17 protein-coding genes are annotated in these 19,117 nt (G+C 64.4%); 2 read left to right on the forward strand and 15 right to left on the reverse strand.

The window, feature by feature from the left end:
• Window positions 1-37: 37 nt before the first annotated feature.
• From U5782_RS18895 to U5782_RS18915, 5 genes are all read right to left on the reverse strand, one after another.
• Window positions 38-1,471 (reverse strand): cytosine permease, encoded by a 1,434-nt coding sequence (locus U5782_RS18895; RefSeq protein ID WP_322045385.1) that lies wholly within the window; start codon window positions 1,469-1,471, stop codon window positions 38-40.
• Window positions 1,472-1,574: 103 nt separating this feature from the next.
• Entirely contained in the window at window positions 1,575-2,507 is a 933-nt protein-coding gene (locus U5782_RS18900) for an electron transfer flavoprotein subunit alpha/FixB family protein (protein ID WP_322045386.1), read from the reverse strand.
• Between the two features lie 14 nt (window positions 2,508-2,521).
• Window positions 2,522-3,271: an electron transfer flavoprotein subunit beta/FixA family protein gene (locus U5782_RS18905; RefSeq protein ID WP_322045387.1), complete on the reverse strand. Its 750-nt coding sequence runs from the start codon at window positions 3,269-3,271 to the stop codon at window positions 2,522-2,524.
• A gap of 37 nt (window positions 3,272-3,308) precedes the next feature.
• Window positions 3,309-4,448: an acyl-CoA dehydrogenase family protein gene (locus U5782_RS18910; RefSeq protein WP_322045388.1), complete on the reverse strand. Its 1,140-nt coding sequence runs from the start codon at window positions 4,446-4,448 to the stop codon at window positions 3,309-3,311.
• Window positions 4,441-5,721: a CoA transferase gene (locus U5782_RS18915; RefSeq protein WP_322045389.1), complete on the reverse strand. Its 1,281-nt coding sequence runs from the start codon at window positions 5,719-5,721 to the stop codon at window positions 4,441-4,443. Before U5782_RS18915 ends, U5782_RS18910 begins: the two co-directional genes overlap by 8 nt.
• Before the next feature lie 108 nt (window positions 5,722-5,829).
• Here U5782_RS18915 and U5782_RS18920 point away from each other — a divergent pair, with 108 nt between their 5' ends.
• Entirely contained in the window at window positions 5,830-6,741 is a 912-nt protein-coding gene (locus U5782_RS18920; protein ID WP_322045390.1) for a LysR family transcriptional regulator, read from the forward strand.
• Window positions 6,742-6,914: 173 nt separating this feature from the next.
• Here U5782_RS18920 and U5782_RS18925 read toward each other — a convergent pair whose 3' ends face one another.
• The 3 genes from U5782_RS18925 to U5782_RS18935 form a co-directional block, all read right to left on the reverse strand.
• Complete coding sequence (locus U5782_RS18925) at window positions 6,915-7,910, reverse strand: substrate-binding domain-containing protein (RefSeq protein ID WP_322045472.1); 996 nt, start codon at window positions 7,908-7,910, stop codon at window positions 6,915-6,917.
• Window positions 7,911-8,070: 160 nt separating this feature from the next.
• Window positions 8,071-9,129: an ABC transporter permease gene (locus U5782_RS18930; protein WP_415914364.1), complete on the reverse strand. Its 1,059-nt coding sequence runs from the start codon at window positions 9,127-9,129 to the stop codon at window positions 8,071-8,073.
• A gap of 11 nt (window positions 9,130-9,140) precedes the next feature.
• Window positions 9,141-10,643, reverse strand: a complete 1,503-nt coding sequence (locus U5782_RS18935) for a sugar ABC transporter ATP-binding protein (RefSeq protein ID WP_322045391.1) — start codon at window positions 10,641-10,643, stop codon at window positions 9,141-9,143.
• Between the two features lie 329 nt (window positions 10,644-10,972).
• Between U5782_RS18935 and U5782_RS18940 the strand changes: the two genes are divergently transcribed.
• The gene (locus U5782_RS18940) at window positions 10,973-11,953 is read left to right on the forward strand and encodes an aliphatic sulfonate ABC transporter substrate-binding protein (RefSeq protein ID WP_322045392.1); all 981 of its coding nucleotides are present in this window, start codon (window positions 10,973-10,975) and stop codon (window positions 11,951-11,953) included.
• A 21-nt stretch (window positions 11,954-11,974) separates the two neighbouring features.
• On the opposite strand, the gene U5782_RS18945 is transcribed toward U5782_RS18940, so the two are convergent.
• The 7 genes from U5782_RS18945 to U5782_RS18975 form a co-directional block, all read right to left on the reverse strand.
• Complete coding sequence (locus U5782_RS18945) at window positions 11,975-12,760, reverse strand: GntR family transcriptional regulator (protein WP_322045393.1); 786 nt, start codon at window positions 12,758-12,760, stop codon at window positions 11,975-11,977.
• A 32-nt stretch (window positions 12,761-12,792) separates the two neighbouring features.
• On the reverse strand, window positions 12,793-12,981 hold the full coding sequence (locus U5782_RS18950; RefSeq protein ID WP_322045394.1) for a hypothetical protein: 189 nt from the start codon (window positions 12,979-12,981) through the stop codon (window positions 12,793-12,795).
• A gap of 14 nt (window positions 12,982-12,995) precedes the next feature.
• Window positions 12,996-13,502: a hypothetical protein gene (locus U5782_RS18955; RefSeq protein WP_322045395.1), complete on the reverse strand. Its 507-nt coding sequence runs from the start codon at window positions 13,500-13,502 to the stop codon at window positions 12,996-12,998.
• A 166-nt stretch (window positions 13,503-13,668) separates the two neighbouring features.
• A complete protein-coding gene (locus U5782_RS18960; protein WP_322045396.1) occupies window positions 13,669-14,841 on the reverse strand; it encodes a mandelate racemase/muconate lactonizing enzyme family protein in 1,173 nt (390 codons plus the stop codon).
• 70 nt (window positions 14,842-14,911) lie between these two features.
• Window positions 14,912-16,285, reverse strand: a complete 1,374-nt coding sequence (locus U5782_RS18965) for an MFS transporter (protein WP_322045397.1) — start codon at window positions 16,283-16,285, stop codon at window positions 14,912-14,914.
• Between the two features lie 68 nt (window positions 16,286-16,353).
• Entirely contained in the window at window positions 16,354-17,925 is a 1,572-nt protein-coding gene (locus U5782_RS18970; RefSeq protein WP_322045398.1) for an FAD-dependent oxidoreductase, read from the reverse strand.
• Window positions 17,926-17,956: 31 nt separating this feature from the next.
• Entirely contained in the window at window positions 17,957-19,006 is a 1,050-nt protein-coding gene (locus tag U5782_RS18975; protein WP_322045399.1) for an aromatic ring-hydroxylating dioxygenase subunit alpha, read from the reverse strand.
• Window positions 19,007-19,117 lie beyond the last annotated feature (111 nt).

Consider the following 19,117-nt stretch of genomic DNA (forward strand, 5'->3'; position numbering starts at 1 on the left):
GCCCCGAATCGTGGACTTGCCAGCACGTGTCGTGCCGTCACTCCGCGTCGGCAACAGGTTCGGGCAGGATGATCTGTTCCGGCGGCGTACTCGATCGCGCGAAGCGCAAGGCGGCGTAATACAGCAAGCCCGGCACGACGATGCCGACAAGCCACGAGATGTCCACCCCGCCGAGCGCGGCCACCCACGGCCCGGTGTAAAACCCCGTCGCGACGAACGGCATCTGCACGAGCACCCCGATTGCATAGACGGCGATGCCAGTGAGGTTCCAGCGGCCGTAGCGGCCATTCGGATCGAACAGGGCCGGCACGTCATAGCGCTCTCGCGTGACCCAGTAGTAATCGACGAGATTGATCGCGCTCCACGGCGTGAAAAACACCAGCAGAAACAGCAGGAACGACGAGAAAACTTTCAGGAACGAATGTTGCCCCGTCAACGCCAGCCCGCTCGACGCGGCCACGCAAAGCAGCACGAAGGCGAGCCGGGTGCGGCTGCCGATTTCGCGTCGGCCGCCGAAGCCGGTGAGTATCGTGGCAACCGACATCACGCTGCCGTAGGCATTGAGCGTGGTGATCGTCAGCTTGCCCAGCGCGATCGTCAAATACAGCACGCTGGCGATGGCGCCCGTCGCGCCAAGGCCCACGATGAACGCGACCTCGTGCCCGGAAAAGCGCCCGCCCGCCAGTGCCGCTGCCAGAACGCCAAAGGTCATCGACACCTGCGCCCCCACCACCGTGCCGCCGAACACCGCAAGGAAGGTCTTGCCCACCGAAGTCGACTTCGGCAGATAGCGCGAATAATCGGCAACATAAGGCCCGTACGCAATCTGCCAGGAGGCCGACAACGACACCGCGAGCAGGAATGTCGCCAGGGTGAAATGGCGGTTGGCGAGCAGCGAAGCCAGTGCGTGTCCGTGCAGCAGGCTCGCGAACAGGTAGAGAAACGCAAGCGTGCCGACGATGCTCGACACGCGCCCCATCGCGTGAATCGTGCGATAGCCGAGGCCGGTCATCAGGATCACCAGCGCCGAGAAAATCAGAATGGCGACGGTGTGATCGACGCCCAGCAACTCGGCGATGGCCTGTCCGGCGAGCACCGTGCCGCCCGCGGAAAAGCCGATATACATGACCCAGACGAGCACGAGCGGAATGATCGCGCCGTAGACGCCGAATTGAACGCGGCTCGAGATCATCTGCGGCAGGCCCAGGCGCGGCCCTTGCGCACCGTGCAGCGCCATGACCGCCCCGCCGATCAACTGGCCCGCAAGCAGGCCGATCAGCGACCAGAACACATCACCGCCCAGCACGACCGCGAGCGCCCCGACGACGACCGCCGTCACCTGAAGGTTCGCGCCGAACCAGAGGGTGAATTGACTGAATAGATTGCCGTGGCGCTCGGCGTCGGGAATGTAGTCGATCGAGCGGCGCTCGATCAGCGAAACGTTCCCGGCAGATGAAGTAGTCCGTTCCATGCTCGGCTCCTGACCGGTGGAAAACTGCACTGGGTGGTGGCGCTAACGTCGGTCGGCGCCGACGACGCGCAAGGGATCGCACGATCCCGATGGGGGGTGAAACTCAGATGGTGGCGGCGAGTGCCGGAACGATGTCGTGCAGATCGCCGACCAGGCCATAATCGGCCACGCCGAAAATAGGCGCTTCGTCATCCTTATTGATGGCGACAATGACTTTCGAGTCCTTCATGCCGGCCAGATGCTGGATCGCACCCGAGATACCGACCGCGATATACAACTGCGGCGCGACGATCTTGCCGGTTTGACCGACCTGGTAATCGTTCGGGACATAGCCTGCATCGACCGCTGCGCGTGATGCCCCGAGGGCCGCGTTGAGCTTGTCCGCGAGCGGTTCCAGCACCTGCGCGTAGTTTTCTCCGCTGCCCAGACCCCGGCCGCCCGAGACGATGATCTTCGCGCCCGTGAGTTCGGGGCGGTCGAGCTTCGTGACTTCGAGGCTAACGAACTGCGTGAGGCCGGTGTCTGCCGGCGCTTCGATCGTTTCGATCGTTGCACTGCCGCCTTCTGCCGCCGCTGCATCGAATGCCGTCGTGCGCACCGTGATGACCTTGATGGCATCGATGGATTGAACTGTCGCGATCGCATTGCCCGCGTAGATCGGACGCTCGAACGTATCGGCGCTGTGCGCTGCGGTGATGTCGCTGATCTGTGCGACGTCGAGCTTCGCCGCGATACGCGGCGTGACGTTTTTGCCCGCTGCGGTTGCCGAAGCCAGAATGTGTGAGTAGTTCTGAGCAATGCTCAAAACCGTCGCTTCGACGTTTTCAGCCAAGCCCTGCGCGAGTTGCGGCGCGTCTGCAAGCAGCACCTTCGCGACGCCCTCGATCTTCGCGGCTGCATCCGCCGCAGCTTGCGCGTTGTGGCCTGCAATCAGCACATGGACATCACCGCCAATCTTCTGCGCCGCTGCAACCGTGTTCAGCGTCGCTGCCTTGAGGGATACGTTGTCGTGTTCAGCAATAACCAGATTCGTCATTTTCCCATCGCTCCTCATAGCACCTTGGCTTCGGTCTTCAACTTCTCGACCAGCGTACGAACGTCGGCGACTTTCACGCCTGCGCTGCGCTTCGCAGGTTCCGCGACTTTCAGCGTTTTCAGGCGCGGCGCGACATCGACGCCCAGATCTGCGGGTTTGATCGTCTCCAGCGGCTTTTTCTTCGCCTTCATGATGTTGGGCAGCGTGACGTAGCGCGGCTCATTCAGACGCAGGTCCGTCGTGACCACGGCGGGCAGCTTGAGCGACAAGGTTTGCGCGCCGCCGTCAATTTCACGCGCGACAGTGGCACGGCCATCGGCCACCGTAATCTTCGAAGCGAACGTCGCTTGCGGCAGATTCGCCAGTGCCGCCAGCATCTGACCGGTCTGGTTCGAATCGTCGTCGATGGCCTGCTTGCCGAGAACGATCAACGCAGGTTGTTCCTTGTCGACCAGCGCCTTCAATAGCTTCGCCACGGCCAGCGGCTGCAATTCGTCATTCGACTCGATCAGCACAGCGCGATCCGCGCCAATCGCCAGCGCGGTACGCAACGTTTCCTGCGCCTGCGCAACGCCACACGAGACGGCGATCACTTCCGTCGCCACGCCCGCCTCTTTCAAGCGCACGGCCTCCTCCACCGCGATTTCATCGAACGGGTTCATCGAAAATTTCAGGTTCGCGATCTCGACGCCGCTGCGGTCGGCCTTCACGCCCACCTTCACGTTCGCATCGACGACGCGCTTCACACTCACAAGCACTTTCACTGTTCGCCTCCTGGTTCGCTCTGTCTTTCGCCGATCGTCACGCCAATACCGAGCGCGCGATCACCGTGCGCTGAATCTCCGACGACCCTTCATAGATCCGCAGGATTCGCGCGTCGCGCACGAGGCGCTCGATGCGCATCTCGCGCGTGAAGCCGTAACCGCCGTGCATCTGGAGCGCCGCATCGGTCACGAACGCGACCATTTCCGTCGCGTACAGCTTCGCCATCGACGCCGCGTCCGTGAACGGCTCGCCCGTAGCGCGACGCGCGGCGGCCTGCAACGTCAGCAGCCATGCCGCTTCGAGACGCGTCTTCATGTCCGCGAACACCCATTGCAAACCCTGCTTGTTCGCGAGCGGCTCGCCGCCAACCTGGCGCTGCCTTGTCCACTCGACGGCATCACCCATCGCGGCTTCGGCGATGCCAAGGCTCGTCGCGGCGACGTCGAGACGGCTGTTGTCCAGCACCTTCATGGCCGTGCGAAAGCCGCTGCCTTCGGCCCCCAGACGGTTTGCGGCCGGCACGACGCAGTCCAACGCCACTTCGTGCGCGGGCGCGCCGCGAATCCCCATCAGTTTCTCGGCTGGCGACACCGACACGCCGGGCGTCTCGCGATCGACCACGAACGCGCTGATGCCTCGCACACCTTGCTCCGGCGAGGTCTTCGCATAGACGACGATGAACTGCGCGGCGTCGGCATTCGAAATGAAGTGTTTGACGCCGCGAATGTGGTAGTGCTCGCCGTCGCGCACGGCCTGGGTCGTCATACCGGCAGGGTTGGAGCCCGCTTGCGGTTCGGTCAGCGCGAAGGCGCCGAGGTTCGCACCGCTCGCGGCGTCGGGGAGATAGCGTTCGCGCTGGGCGTCGTCACCGCCGATCAGGATCGAGTCCGTTGCCAGGTAGTGCGCACCGATCATCGACGAAGTGGCCGCGCACGCCTGCGCAATCTCGGCCAGCGCGAGAATGATCGCGGCCGGCGATGCGCCGATACCGCCCCAGCGCTCGGGCAGGTTCATCCCCATCACGCCCAGTTCGGCCAGGGCCGGGACGTAACGCGTGGTCGAGGTTTCGTCGCGGTCGACCTGTGCCGCGTGCGGCGCCAGTTCGGCTTGCGAGAAGCGGCGGATCGCATCGGCAATCTCGAGATCGGCGTCGTTTACGCCCAGTCTTTTAAGCATCGTTCATCTCCTGATTCATGGTCTTTTTGATGTCCTGATCGAATTCGTGCTGTCCATGCGTGGGATCGGCACGCCCGATGTGCACCACGCCATTCGCCGCCAGCGAGGCGACCCTGATGGGATCGAGACCGAGCAACTGTTCGAGCACCGTTCGCGTGTGTTCGCCCAGGCGCGGCGCACGCGTGGTTCGTGTTTGCGGATAGGCCGAGAATTTGAGCGGCTGGGACGGCAGGCGCACCGTTGCGCCATCGGCCGTGGTCGCGTCGACGAGCAAGCCGCGCTCGCGCGCCTGCTCGCCGTCGAGCGCCTGCTGCACGTTCTGGATCGGCGCGACCGGAATCCCGGCCGCGCTCAGTTCGGCATTGACCTCGGCGACCGAGCGCGTGGAAGCCCAGTGCTCGATATGTGCGCGCAGCGCCGACTCATGTGTGCAACGCGATGTGTCGTTCGCAAAACGCGGGTCGTCGCACAGCGCGGGCTGGCCGATCGTCGCGGCAAGCCGGGCAAACAGTTTGTTGTTGAGCACCGCGACGACAAAGTGCCCATCCGCAGCACGATAGGCGCCGAAAGGGGCCGAGGTGGGATGCCGGTTGCCGACTCGCTGCTGCGCGACGCCTGTGGTCGCATAGCGCGCAACGAGCGTGGCCGTCAGGCTCAACGTGGCATCGAACATCGACACGTCGACGTGCGTGCCCCTGCCCGTGCGAAGGCGATCGACCAGCGCTGCCAGCACGCCCCACGACGCAAAGATCCCGCTGATTACATCGGATACCGAATCACCGACCAGCGTCGGCTCGCCGTCGGGTGCACCGGTTACCTCCATCAAACCGCACATCGCCTGGAGGATGATGTCGTACGCGGGACGGTGCGATTCAGGGCCGGTTTGCCCGAAACCCGACACGCTCGCATAGACGAGCGCCGGGTGGTGCTCCGAAAGCGTCGCATAACCGATCCCGAGCCGATCCGCGACACCAGGCCGGAAGTTCTCAACCACGACGTCCGCCTGGGCGCACAGCGATTGCGCGAGCGAGCGCCCCTCCTCGGTCTTGAGATCGATCACGACGCTGCGCTTGTTGCGGTTCATCGCGCCGAAGAGGCCGCTTTCCCCATTGGCGAACGGGCCGATCGCCCGGTAATCGTCGCCATCCGGCGATTCGATCTTGATCACGTCGGCGCCCAGATCGCCTAGCAGCGCCGAGCACAGCGGCCCCGCCAGGACTCTCGAAAAATCGATTACGCGTATGCCGTCTAGCGGCAGCCTGGACTGAGTCACGGCATCTTTCTCCTGAACGTCTGGCCGGGTTGGCCGATGCAGTGATTCTGGTCGAGCGCAGCAATTAGATAAAATATCGGAATAAATTAACGGCTATAGGATTTTCGTATGGCTTTGTCGCTCAGGTTGCTCCGCTATTTCGTCGCGGCGGTCGAGGCGGGCAGCACGACCGCCGCGGCGCTTCAACTCAACGTGTCGCAGCCGTCGATTTCGGTCGCCATCCGCGAGCTGGAGTTGCTCTTCAACGATCCGCTATTCGCGCGCGGCGCGGGCACGCGCATGACGCTCACACACTTCGGCGAACGCAAGCTCGCCGAGGCGCGGCAGCTGCTCGCCTCGGCGTCGGCGTTCGCGACCGAGGACATCGGCGACGAGGAATCCGGCATCGTCCAGATCGGGGTGTTTCGCACGATCGCGCCCGTTTATCTGCCGCGCACGCTGGAATTGGCGCAGGCGCGTCACCCGCGGCTCTCGATCCGCTTCATCGAAGGCGATCTCGCGCAACTCGACGAAGCGCTGCACAAGCGGCAGATCGATTTCGCGCTGATGTACGACGTGGGCCTGCCCGACGACATCGAGCGCGAATGCCTCGCCGAATTGCGGCCCTACGGGCTCGTGCCGGCCGGCTCGCCGCTGGCGAAACGCAAACGCGCGATTTCGCTGCACGATCTCGCCGCGCAGCCGTTCATCCTGATCGACCTGCCGCAAAGCCGCGATTTTCTGATGGCGCCGTTCTGGCAATGCGGGCTGTCGCCGAATGTCCGCTATCGCGCCACGTCGATCGAACTCGTGCGCGCGATGGTGGCAAGCGGTCTGGGCGTATCGCTGCTGATCACGCAAAGTCCGGTGGTCACGCAGTCGCCGCTGGTGGTGGAGTGCCCGATTCGCGAAGCCACGGTCATTCAGCCCTTGGTCATCGCGCGACCGGCGCGCGCAGCGCTCACCCGCGCTTCAGAATGCGCGGCGATTTGCGTGCGCGACGCCGTTGCCGAGTTGACGCGCGCCCGGGCGAGCCGGTGATGGGGATCGTTTCAGGGATGACGCAGCAGGCCAGGTCAAGCCCTACACCGTGAACTCTCCTACTCTAAGGCATCAACAAAGAACCCCCTACAGCCGGAAGCCATAGGGGGTTTCGTTGTCACGGACCATGCCAGCGGCGCTAAGGCAGATCGCCAGCCGCTACCCATCCGTCCTTATTCCACCGGAATCCACGCCGCCGTAGCCGCATCGCTCACGCGAAACGCCGGGAACTTCGCGCCCAGTTCGGCGATGGTGTGAATATCGTTCTTCACGAGATCGTCGCGCGTGACCAGCGCGGGTTTGACGGCGATGTGGTGATCGAGCGGTTGCCCCGCCACTTCCAGCGCGGCAGCACGCACCGACACCGCGCCCACCACGGCCGGATTGGTGGCCGCCGTCGCGACCCATGCGCTGTTCGGCGCGCGAATCGCCTCGATATCCGCCGTCGAAATATCGGCGCTATAAATACGCAGCTTGTTCGTGAGATTCGCTTCGCCCGCCGCGAGACTCGCGCCGCGCGCGAACTCGTCGTAAGGCGCGATCACCACGCGAATGTCCGGATGGGCGCGATACGCCGCCGAGGCCTGATTCGCCACCGACTGCGCGATCGGGTTATCCACGGTGCCCCAGCGCGCCTGCTCGCGCACCTTCGGATGCGCGCTCTTGAACGCCTGCCAGACCGCGTCGCGGCGATCGAGCGGCGCGAAGCCCGCTACATAGACATAGCCTGCCGAAAACGCATCGCCGTTGTCCTTCACGGCCTGCTGCAGCAGCAACGAGGCGAGATCTCGGTCGCTTTGCTCGATCTGCGGCACGCGCGGATTGGCGAGATCGACGTCGAACGCCACGACCTTGATGCCCTTGTCGAGCGCCTGCTGCACCACGTCCTTGAGCGATTCCGGCAGGCCGTGATTGACGATGATCGCCGCCACGCCAAGGTTGATGGCCTGCTGGATCTGGTCGCGCTGCTGCGCCGCGTCCTGGCGGCCTTCGTAGATGCGCAGGTCGATGCCGAGCGCCTTGGCCTGCTTCTGCGCGCCCGCTTCGTAGGCCTGGAAGAAGTCGCCTTCGGAGAGGTAGTTGACCAGTGCGACCTTCACGCCGCCTTTATCGAACGGCGCCGGCGCGCCTTTAAGTGCGGCTGCGTGAGCAACACCCGCATCCAGCATCGCCGCCGCGCAAAGCGTGAGCGTACCGAGTGCGCGGGACCAGGCGCTACGACGTTTCGATGGGGACTTCAATGCGTGCTTCGCTGCTTTCATGTTGCTCCTCTCCTATCGTCTTGAATCGTCAGGATTCCCTGGTTATTTTCATGGTTGGCGTCAGGCGTCAGCTACGCGCGCCGCCACGATGTCCAATGCTGAACGTGAATGCCAGCGCGACCACCAGCAGTGCGCCCTTGATGAAATCCTGCAGGTAATACGGCGCGTTGAGCATCGTCAGGCCATTGAGCAGCACGCCCACGAAGACCGCACCGATCACGGTCCCCGGCACGTTGGGCCGTTTCACGCCCCACACTGCGTAGCCCACCAGCGCCGCCGCGACGGCATCGAGCAAAAGCGAATGGCCCGCGCTGACGTCGCCGCGCCCCACCCGCGCCGCAATCAGCAAGCCGCCGATAGACGCAATCACGCCCGACGCCACGTAGGCCGCGACGCGATAGCGCGCAGCGGGCGCGCCCGCCAGCCTCGCCGCCGTTTCATTGCCGCCGATCGCGTAGATCACTCGGCCCCAGCGCGTGAGCGCCATCACCGCTGATACGAGCAAGGTCAGCACGAGCAGCACCAGGACCGGCGCGGGCACGATGTCGAACAGGCGCGCGCGACCCAGCGCGAGAAATGCGTCCGGGAAGGCGCCGCTCGCTTCGCTGCCATCGGGCAGGATCGACCCGGTTGCGAGCGAACGTCCGCCCGTGGGGATCAGTTGCAACCCCGCGAGCAGGAACAACGTGCCGAGCGTGGCGAGTTGATCGGGCACATGCAGGCGCGTGATGAGCACGCCGTTGAAGAGGCCCGCCGCGACGCCGAGCACGAGGCAGGCAGCAGCCGCCTCCCACGCGTTGCCGTGCCAGACCACCAGCACGTAGCTCGCGGCCATCTGGGCCGTGGCGGCCACGCTGCCCACGGACAGGTCGAAGCCGCCTGCCGCGAGCGTGATCGTCACGCCGATGCCGAGCAGCGCCACGATCGACACGGCCTGCAAGATGCTGAAGAGGTTCTCGACGCTCACAAAGGCCGGTTCACGCACGGCGAACAGCACGCTCATCGCGACGAGCACGGCCAGCAGGCTGACGCGTTCGAGCCAGGCGAGCGCGGCGCGGCGGCGCGAGGGCGCATCGGCACGGGTTGCTGCGTGCTCGGCGGCGAGTGTCGGCGTGGCGGATTTCACGATGCTGGATCTCATGTCGGGATAAGGACGTCGGTAAAGACTTCGGTGCTGACTTCGTTGGCGGGCTCGATCGTGCCTCGATCGAAATGGACGATCCGGTCGGCAACTTCGTGCGCTTCGTCCAGATCGCTCACGAACACCAGCGTCGCTCGTCCGGCGGCGCGGCGGCGCAGGGTTGCGGCGATATCGGCACGCGCCCCGGCATCGACGCCCTGAAACGGTTCGTCGAGCAGCAACAGGCGCGCGGGCTCGGCGTGCCAGCGCGCGAGCAGCACCTTCTGCTGGTTGCCGCCCGAGAGACGCGCCACGCGATCCTCAGGACCGGCGCAGCGGATTCCGAAGGTGTCGATCGCCTTCGACGCAACCTCGCGCTCCTTCGCACGCGGGACGACGCCCGAGCGGCTCCAGCGCGGCAGAAACGGAAAGCCGATCGTGCCAGCAACGGAGGCAAACGGCACGGTGTCCGGAAAGAGTGAACTGCGCCAGCGGTCCTCGCCCGCGAGAAAGACCCCGGCGCGAATCGCCTCGCGCGGCGTGCGGGGCCGCCAGGGCTTGCCGTAGAGGCGCATCGTGCCCGCGCGTGCGCGCGCGGCGCCAAAGATCACCTGGGACAGGCGCGTCTTGCCCGCTCCTACCGGGCCGACCACGGCGACGATCTCACCGTCGCGCACATCGAAATCGAAAGGTTCGGACTGCGGACCGAGTTGCAGGCCACGCAGTTCCAGTGCGGGTACAGCGTTGGCGATCGTCTCGCGCGTGCCGGCCGAAGGCTTCGGCAAAGGCCGGCCGATCATGGTCTCGAGCGCCGCGTCGAAGTCGATTGGCGCGTCCTGTGCCGCGACGATGCGGCCGTCGCGCACCACCGCCACGCGTGAAGCCAGGCGGCGCAGATCGGCGAGACGGTGCGAGACCAGCAGGACCGCCACGCCTTCGTCGCGCAGGCCGTCGATCAAGGTATAGAGACGTTCGGCTTCGGCGGCGGACAGACTGGCCGTGGGTTCGTCGAGAATCAGCAGGCGCGGGCGGGTGGCGAGCGCGCGCGCCAGCACCACACGCTGCTGCGCCGCCAGTGACAGCGAGCCGAGTGGCGCCCCCAGATCAGCCCCGTCGAGACCCACGCGGGCCGCCAGTTCACGGGCGCGAGTATGGCGGCGCGCACGCGGCGTCCAGAGTGTCGTCACGCCGCCGCAAAGTTCATCGAGCAGCAGGTTGTCCGCAATCGATAGATCGGGCACCACCAGGTCGGCAATGGATTGATGGACCGTCGCCACGCCCTGGCGCCTCGCGGCCAGCGGCGAGCCGGGCGCGTAGGCCTGGCCGCTCAGTGTCATCGCGCCTTCGTCGGCGCTTTGCACACCGCTCACGATCTTCACGAACGTCGATTTCCCCGCGCCGTTGGCGCCCATCAACGCGACGACTTCGCCCGCATGAATCGACAGGTCCAGCCGTGCGAGCGCGACGGTCGCGCCAAAGCGCTTCGCAATCGCATGGGCGGTAAAGACGGGGGCGGACATGAGGGCAGCGGCTCCAGATAGACGGCAGCGAACGGGAGCGACCATCGTAGCGAGCCGCCATTGCGCCCCCAACGAAGCGATGCTCATATCCATGCGCACGCTTTTGCTAAGGCGCTTGCGGCCGCCTTTGCGGGCGATCCGATATGGTTATGCGAATCGCTTGGTTCGTTTGCGCGCAGCCCGTCCCTAGAATCCGGTAAAGGCAGTCAAAAGCCTGTTCATTGGTCCGGTCATTTAATCAGCCATGCGAATGATTAATCGCCACTCTCCGCCGATGCCAGTCTGAGAGGCCGCAGCGCCTTTCATCCCTTACCGATTATCGCTACGTCATGCAACAGAACCGACGCAAGTTCATTCACCGGCTTGGCGCGACCGCGCTGGGCGCCATCGCCTTACCTTCGGTCCCCGCGCTCGTCACGAACGCGCGAGCGGCTGAGACGCAAACCTTGCGTATCGGCTATCAGAAGTTCAACACGCTCAATATTCTCAAGGGCACCGGCAGTCTGGAACACGCCTTGCAGCCGCTCGGCTGGAACGTGCGCTGGGCCGAGTTCGCGGCGGGACCGCAACTCACGGAAGCGCTCAACGCAGGCGCACTCGACTTCGGCCACGCCGCCGATGCGCCGTCCGCCTTCGCGAATGCCGCAGGCGTGAACGCCGTTTATCTGGGCGCGGAGCAGCCCTACCCCAAGGGCATCGGCATTTTCGTGGCGGCGGATTCGCCGATTCACTCGATCCGCGAACTGAAAGGCAAGAAGGTGGCGATCGGGCGCGGCTGGAATGTGCAATATCTGCTGGTGCGTGCGCTGCGCGAGGCGGGTCTGGAGTACGGCGATATCCAGCCGGTCTACCTCACGAGCGCAGCCGATGTAAGCGCGACCTATCTCTCGGGCAATGTCGATGCGGCGGGTCTCTGGGACCCGTTTCTCGCGGGCCAGCAACTGGCCACGTCGCCGCGCCTGCTGCGTGACGGCACGGGTCTGTCGAACAACCGCACCTTCCATCTGGCGCGGCCCGAGTTCGTCAAGCAGAACCCGCAGGTGATCCGCGTACTGTTCCAGGAACTGGCGAAGGCGAATACGTGGACGCAGAGCCATCCGCAGGAAACCGCGAACCTGCTCGCGCCGCAATTAGGCGTGCGCCCCGACGTGCTCAAGCTCTCGACCGAACGCCGCCACTATACGACCGTTGCCGTGACGCCCGATATCGTGAAGGAGCAACAGGATATCGTCGAGACGTTTTATGAACTCGGGCTCGTGAAGGAGCGCGTCGATGTCGCGCGCTTCGTTTATCCCGAGGTGTTTGTTTAAGCGTCGAAAATGCGGCAATAATTACAGTCCGCGCGCGATCAGCACCGTCATGACGGCATCCTTGATCCCTTCACGCTCGACTGAATACGTCTGCATCAACTGCTCGCGATCCTGCTTTGCGATGGCATTCAGCAAGGCCCGTTCGAGGTGGGCGTGCATGGCCTCGTCCGGGCGGCTGGCTTCGGTCGCCAGGGCGCGATAGCGATCGGTCAGGCGAATCAGCCTCAACGCTTCGCGACGGATGATCTTCTCCGGCGACAAGTCGAACAGGCAGGCATAGAACGCGTAGTATTCCTCGATCCACGCCGCCCGTTGCCGCCCGCTCAAGTATTCGTCGAGCTTCGCCAGCATCGCGTCGAGCGTGGCGGTCTGCGCCTTGTCCGGCCAGTCCATCGACAGGAACAGCTCGCGCTCGATCAGGAACCGCGCGCGATAAAGCTGCGCGGCTTCACCAGAAGACAGCGGGGCCACGAAAAAGCCGCGATTCGGGTCGTGCACGATGACGCCTACCGCCGCGAGCAGATTCAACGCTTCTCGGACCGGCACGCGGCTGATTTCGAAGCGCTCGGCCAGTTCCGACTGCCTCAGTTGCTGTCCTGGCGAGAGCGTGCCCAGATTGATGAGCTTGCGGATATCCTCGGCCACCTGCGCGGGGATATCGATGTCCTTCAATTCGATTTTGCTCACGGATGTCGTCGTCTCTTTAGCCATTGAATGCATCGATATCCGCATTTTACCGCCGCTATTGGCGGGCGGCTTAATCACGCCTGTCCGCAAGGCGCGACGATCTGCGGACAGGCGCTGCATCAAGCGTGCATCAGATCAACATCGGGCCGACATCAAGCAATACCCGCGCGGCGATCGCGGATCAGGAAGATGATGAACATCAGCCACGACACGCCAAGCCCGAAATAGTCGAAATTGCGCAGCGGTCGATAGTCGGCGTACCCAAGCCCCGTCGATCCGATACACGCCGCTGCCGTCAGCAGCAAGCAAATCCCCACCGCGATTCCCGTTTCCTTTTTCATCTCGATCTCCTGATTCAAGCCTTGCCATGTCGTGCGGAAGGAAGCGGCTGGCTGAGCGTCTGGCCGCTTGCGTCGTTCTGGAAATAGCCTTTCCAGCCGTCCCACAGCCACATGGGCTTGAGCGTGGGGCGAAAAGCCGATGCCATGTACCCGCTATAAGCCAGCAGCAACAAGCCGTTCATCAACAGTTCCTGCGGCCCCGAAAAAAGCTGTCTCGGCGTGGCGACGACGAAGGTGTTGAGCCAGAAGATCGTGACCGTGGTGGGCATTTCCAGAATGAGCGCGAGCAGCACGAAGCGGTTCGTCAGCAGCATCGTGCCAAACACGAACTCCATGTATTTGACGGCCGGATACAAATGGATCGTGGTGGCCGCCGCCACGTAGGCGCCGCCGGCGCCGGGAATAGGCGGCACGTAACCCGACGTGATATAGCGGATGCCCGAGAAAAAGAGGTGGGCTCCGAAGTAAAGCCGCAGCCACATGACGACGTACTTCCATGGCGAGGTGCTGGCGCTGTTCATGCTATGTCTCCTGATTGCTCGTTAGTGAGTCTAAAAACCTGAGTCTGAAAACCTGTGTTGCTGGAAACGCCGGTCGTAAGTGCCACTTGCGAAGCCTCACGCCGGTAGAGCGCGCGTGGAAAGCCGGGCCTTGCTGTCCAGCTTCCCAACGAACCGGGTTGCACACTTACTCCCCCACGCTGACCGCTGGCCGTCCCGGCGTGCGGATGCGCGAAAGCAGCGCCTCGTCGATCTCCACGCCGTAGCCCGGGCGATCGTTCGGATACGCGTAGCCGCCTTGAAAACGTTGCCCGCCCACTGCGAGGTCCTCACCCTGCGGGATGTCCTCGCTATTCCAGGCGGCGTGCACGGCCAGCGGCCCGGCGCTCTCGCTCATGAACTGGCAGGCCCACTGATTGGCGACCCACAGATGGGTGCTGGGGCACGCCTCGACGCCCGAGCCGATCAGCGTGCTGCAAAACACCGGCAAGTCGTACAGGCGGCACACGGCCAGAAAGCGCTGGGCCTTGAGCAGGCCGCCGACCTTCTGCACTTTCAGGATCACGCCATCGGCGCTACGCCGCTCGGCGATTTCGCGCAGATGATGGAGTTCCTGCGCGCCCTCGTCGGCATACAACGGCGTTTCGACGCGCTCGCGCAGACGCGACATGCCATCGCGATCCCAATGCGGCAACGGCTGTTCGACGAAGTCGAGCCGATAGCGGTCGAGCCGGCGTATCGTGCGCAGCGCTTCTTCGTAGTTCCACGAGCCGTTGGCGTCGAGCATGATGCGCGCGCCGTCGCCCAGCGCCTCGCGCACGGCCGCCGCGGTCGCGATGTCGTTGTCGAACGTGCCGCGCCCGACCTTCAGCTTGAAGGCCGAGTACCCTGCCTCTCTGCCGGCGACAGCGGTGCTGGCCACCTGCTGCGGTTCGCCCGCCGACAACACCCAACCCAGCGGCACCGCTTCGCGCGTGCGCCCGCCCAGCAGGTCATAGACCGGCACGCCCAGCGCCTTGCCCTTGAGGTCGTGCAAGGCGCAATCGACCAGTGCCTTGGCCTGGTTGTTGTCGCGCGCCAGCGTGTCCATCGCGCCGACAATCTTTTCGATGTTGTGCGGATCTTCGCCTAGCAGAATGCGCGGCGCGAACACGTCGCAGATCATGCTGACGATCGACGCCTGGCTTTCGCCGCGATACCAGGACGAGGTGTCGCCGGACTCCGCCACGCCCACGAGGCCCGAATCGGCATAAAGGCGCAGCAGTACGGTGTTCAGGCAGGTGATCGTCACGTTCGGCAGGCGAAGCGGCTTCTTGAGCGGCATCGACAGGGGAATGCATTCGACTCGGGTAATTTTCATGGCGAAAAAGAAGAACTGGATTTGCATGGCGGTGGCACGCGCAACGAGGCCGCGCGCCACGACGGTTCACTCAGGCAACGGCAGCACGTAGGCGAATGGATCGGCTCACGCGTATCAGCATGACAATCGCCAACGCGACGGCCACGACGTAACAGGCCACGAAGGCATGACCGAGCGCGTTCGGTCCCACGAACAGCGCGCGCGCCACGAGGGCGACAACGGTTGGCCCAAGCGCGAGCCCGAACAGGTTCGTCACGAGGTAATAGAGGGCGGTGAGTTTGCCCATCATGTTGCCGGGCGTGAGATTCGCCATCGTCGCGCCGCCCGCCACCGCGAACACCGCGAAGAAGAAGGTCTGCGCGGCATACGCCACGATGCCCAGTTGCGCCGACTGGATCCACGGGAACGCGGCCGTGACGAGCGCGGCAATGGCCGTCGATGCAATCGCCACGCGCACCGGCGCATCGACCATGCCGCGCTTGCGCAGACGATCGGCCACGCTGCCCCACAACAGCAGTCCCGCGGGAGAGGCGATCAACCCGACCGCGCCCAGCGTCTGGCCGATCGCGGGACGGCTATAGCCCATCGTGCGCGCGATGATTTCCGGCAGCCACGCCATCTGGCTGCCGATGGCGATGCCATACAGGCAGATCGCCATCCAGAGCGGCAGGTAGACGCTCTTGTGCGCCCACGCGAAACGCAGGGCATCGCCGTAGCTGACCTTATCGACGCTCGTGGCATCGCGGCGCGCCGGTTCGCGCACGAGCCAGAGCATGAGCGCGAGCGGTATGCCCAGCAGACCCGGCACCACCAACACGAATTGCCACGGCTTGAGCATGCCCAGCAGCGGAATTCCGGCGAGATGCCCGGCCGCCGCGAACTTCAACAGATAGCCGCCGAGTACGAGGGCGAGGCCCGTGCCCAGCAGTGGCCCGATGTTGTAGATGCCGAACGCGAGGCCGCGCCGCTCGGGCGGAAACGCGTCGCGGATCATCGACGCGGCGGCCGGCGGCAACACCGCTTCGCCCACACCCAGGCCGATGCGTGTGAGGAACAGGAGCGCGTAGGTCTGGCTCAATCCGCACAGAATCTGCACCGTCGACCACAGCAGCATCGCGCCGCCGAGCAGACGCTTGCGGCGCCAGTTATCGACGAGGTAGCCCGCCGGAATGCCCAGCACGCTGTAGAGCAGCATGAACGACAGCCCCAGCAACCAACTCACCTGCAAATCCGATACGCCGAGATCCTGCTTGATCGGCCCGACCACGAGCGAGATAGCCCCGCGGTCGATAAAGGACACGACATACACGATCGTGAGGATCACGAGCAGCGGCCAGCCGCCTGCGGCGACGGCATGGCGGCCTGATGCTGATGCTGCATGAGCGTCGCCGGGGCGATCGGCGGAGCGAGACGGCGCGTCGTGCGCCGTCGGGTTCTCGTACATTGCTGTCTCCTTTGAAGCGGTGTTCTTTTGTGTCGCCTGCTTCTTGTGTGGGGAATGCCGGGGGATGCCTAGCGGTCCCACTCTCGCTCTTCGAGCGCCGCGTGCGCCGCAGTCGTGCCAGATACGATGAACTCGGCAATATCGCCCATCGAGTTGTAGTAAGGACCCCAAAGCGAGCCGCATTCGCCAATCGCATAGAGGCGCGGAATCGGCCGGTCTTCGTGGTCCAGCACGCGCTGATGCGCGTCGTGCTTCGGACCGCCGTGCGTGTTGAGATACGTCGGGAACATCGGGCCGATGGCGTAGTACGGCCCCTTGTCGAGCGGCACGAGAAACGTACTGCGCCCATGGTCCAGGTCCTCGCCTTGCGCGCATTGCGCGTTGTAGCGCACGATGGTGTCCTTGAGCACTTCCGCGTCGAGATGTCCCGCGCGCGCCACGCCCGGAATATCGGGCCAGCAGCACTTGAGCGCGAGTTCCTCCAGCGTTTCCGCGCGCACAATCGACCCTTCCTCCAGTTCCGCGAGGTTGTCCGCGCTCCAGGCAGGGGTTCGGGAATTCAGCGTCGTCATCGCCGCGCCGCCTGCCCTGACCTTCTCGTCGAAGATCTGGAACACCGGCACGTGACTGAATTCCGGCACGTCCGCCGTCGTGGCCAGCCACGTGTCGCGGTTGGCGAGGCCGTGGCGCACTTCTGCCGTGTCGGTCGTTTCGTTATGAAAGCGCCGGGCGTTGCGATCCACCCAGAGCAGGCTGCCGCCATCCTTGAACGCCCCCGAGTTGTAGCCAAACCCGGCGATGCGGTTCAGGTCGTAGGTGACGTACACATGGCCGCGCTTCGACTTGATGCCCCAGCTCAACGGGCCTGCCACCGCGTTCATGTGCCAAAGCTGCGCACCCACGGCCTGAGCCATGCGAATGCCGTCGCCGGTGAGATTCGGACTGCCGAGGAAATAGATCGGGCATGGCGTGATGAATTGCCGGCACATCGCATCATCCGCTTCGAAGCCACCGCTCGCTAGCACGGTTGCCTTGCGCGCCTTGATGGCCAACGTTTCACCGTCCGCCGTGCGCGCCTCGACACCGAGAATCTCCCGCGTCACCGGATGCTGCACGAGGCGCTTCACGGTGGTGTTGCAGCGCACGCGTGCGCCATGCTGCTCGGCAACGGCCGCGATCGCGTTGTACAGGCCTGCGCCGCCTGGCGCCGACACCACGCTCATGCCCTGCACGCTTTCGCTTCCCGGCGCACCGGGAAACTCGGGGAAGAATCCCGGCGCGCTAAAGGGCTTCGGGTTGTCCTTCAACGGCAATCCAAGCTTGTGCTGAAACGCGGGAATCGCTTTCAGGCCAGCCACGAAGTGCCGCAATACGCTCTCTTCGGTTTGCCCGGCGCACAGCCAGTTCATGTAATCGAACGTGGCCTGCTCGTCGTTCGACGTCATGATCAGACCGCCCGCGACGCACACGGAGTTGCCGCCGCCACGCTCGCCCTTTTCGAGCACCAGCACGTCGGCGCCCTGCTCGGCCGCGCTCAGGGCGAAGGTCGCGCCCGCGCCGCCATAGCCCACGACCACCATATCGGCTTCCAGATCCCAGCGGGGCGAGGACCACGTCACCGTCAGTTCATTGTTTTGCATCGACTCTCTCGCTACGAATGGCCAGGTACACTCACGCGGTTTCGGCGACCGGTTGCTCGGCCGAACGCAGGTGGTTGTAGATTTCGTTGTAGCGAAGCACCGGCGCATCCATGGCGAGCATGATCATCTTGCTGCCAGGCGAGCGGTCGATCAGATCCTGCTGCGCTTCGATGATCGCCTTGTCCTCCTGGAACGCCGCATCGGCGATGCCGAAGCAATGCGCCTTGAGGTCGGCCGCATTTGCCCACGGGCCGAAGTTGTAGAAAAACTTCGACTTCGTCGCGCTGACCGGCGTGATCATCTGGTTCGTGCAACGCGCGAAGATCGGCGCTTCCGTGGCGTCGCCATCGACGAGGCGCGTCTGGATGCCGGGGGCGTACGAGTGAATCGTGAGAATAAACACGCCCGGCACGAGGAAGGTGCTGACCACGCGGTCGTCGGAAGGCACGGCGCCAAAGTACGGGTTGGCCTGGCGGCCTGCGTGCCAGCGGTCCGCCTGCACGCCGCGTTCGAGCACCGCCATGCCGCGTTTCGTTTCGCCTTCCTTCATGAGCTTGAGCGATTTCATGTCGCTGCCGCCGAAGGTCGATTCGTGCACGAAGGGGGCGTGCGAGAGATCCAGCAGATTGTCCGCGATGAGTTCGGCGTTGGCGTCGATGTCGAAACTCGCGCAGACCATCGCCCAATCCGCGTTGTCGGGTCCGATGATCGGCGGGATCAGCGCGGCATCGGCCTTTTGCGGGTCGCCCATCCAGACCCATGCAGCGCCATGGCGCTCCTCGATCGGATAGGCACGCACGCAGACCTTGGCCGAGATCCGCTCCTGGCCGGGAATCTCGGTACAACGGCCATCGGCGGCAAATTTCAGGCCGTGGTACATGCAGCGCAGTTCGTCGCCCTCTTTGCGGCCGACCGTCAGCGGCACGAGGCGATGCGGGCAGCGGTCTTCCAGCGCGGCCAGCGTGCCGTCCGACTTGCGGTAGATCGCGAGCGGCTCGTCCATCACGGTGAACGGCACAATCGCGTCGGCGGAAAAGTCCGCCGCCCACCCCACCATGTACCAGCAATTCCGAAGGAACATCGTTTGTCTCCTGTTCGATTGATGCGGCCAACTGGCCGGCGTATCTGGGGCCCAGCTCGATGACCGGGCAATGCTCGAATCCGTCAAATAGTATTCAATTTAGTATTCATC

This window comes from Paraburkholderia sp. J67, from assembly GCF_905220265.1.
GTDB lineage: Bacteria > Pseudomonadota > Gammaproteobacteria > Burkholderiales > Burkholderiaceae > Paraburkholderia.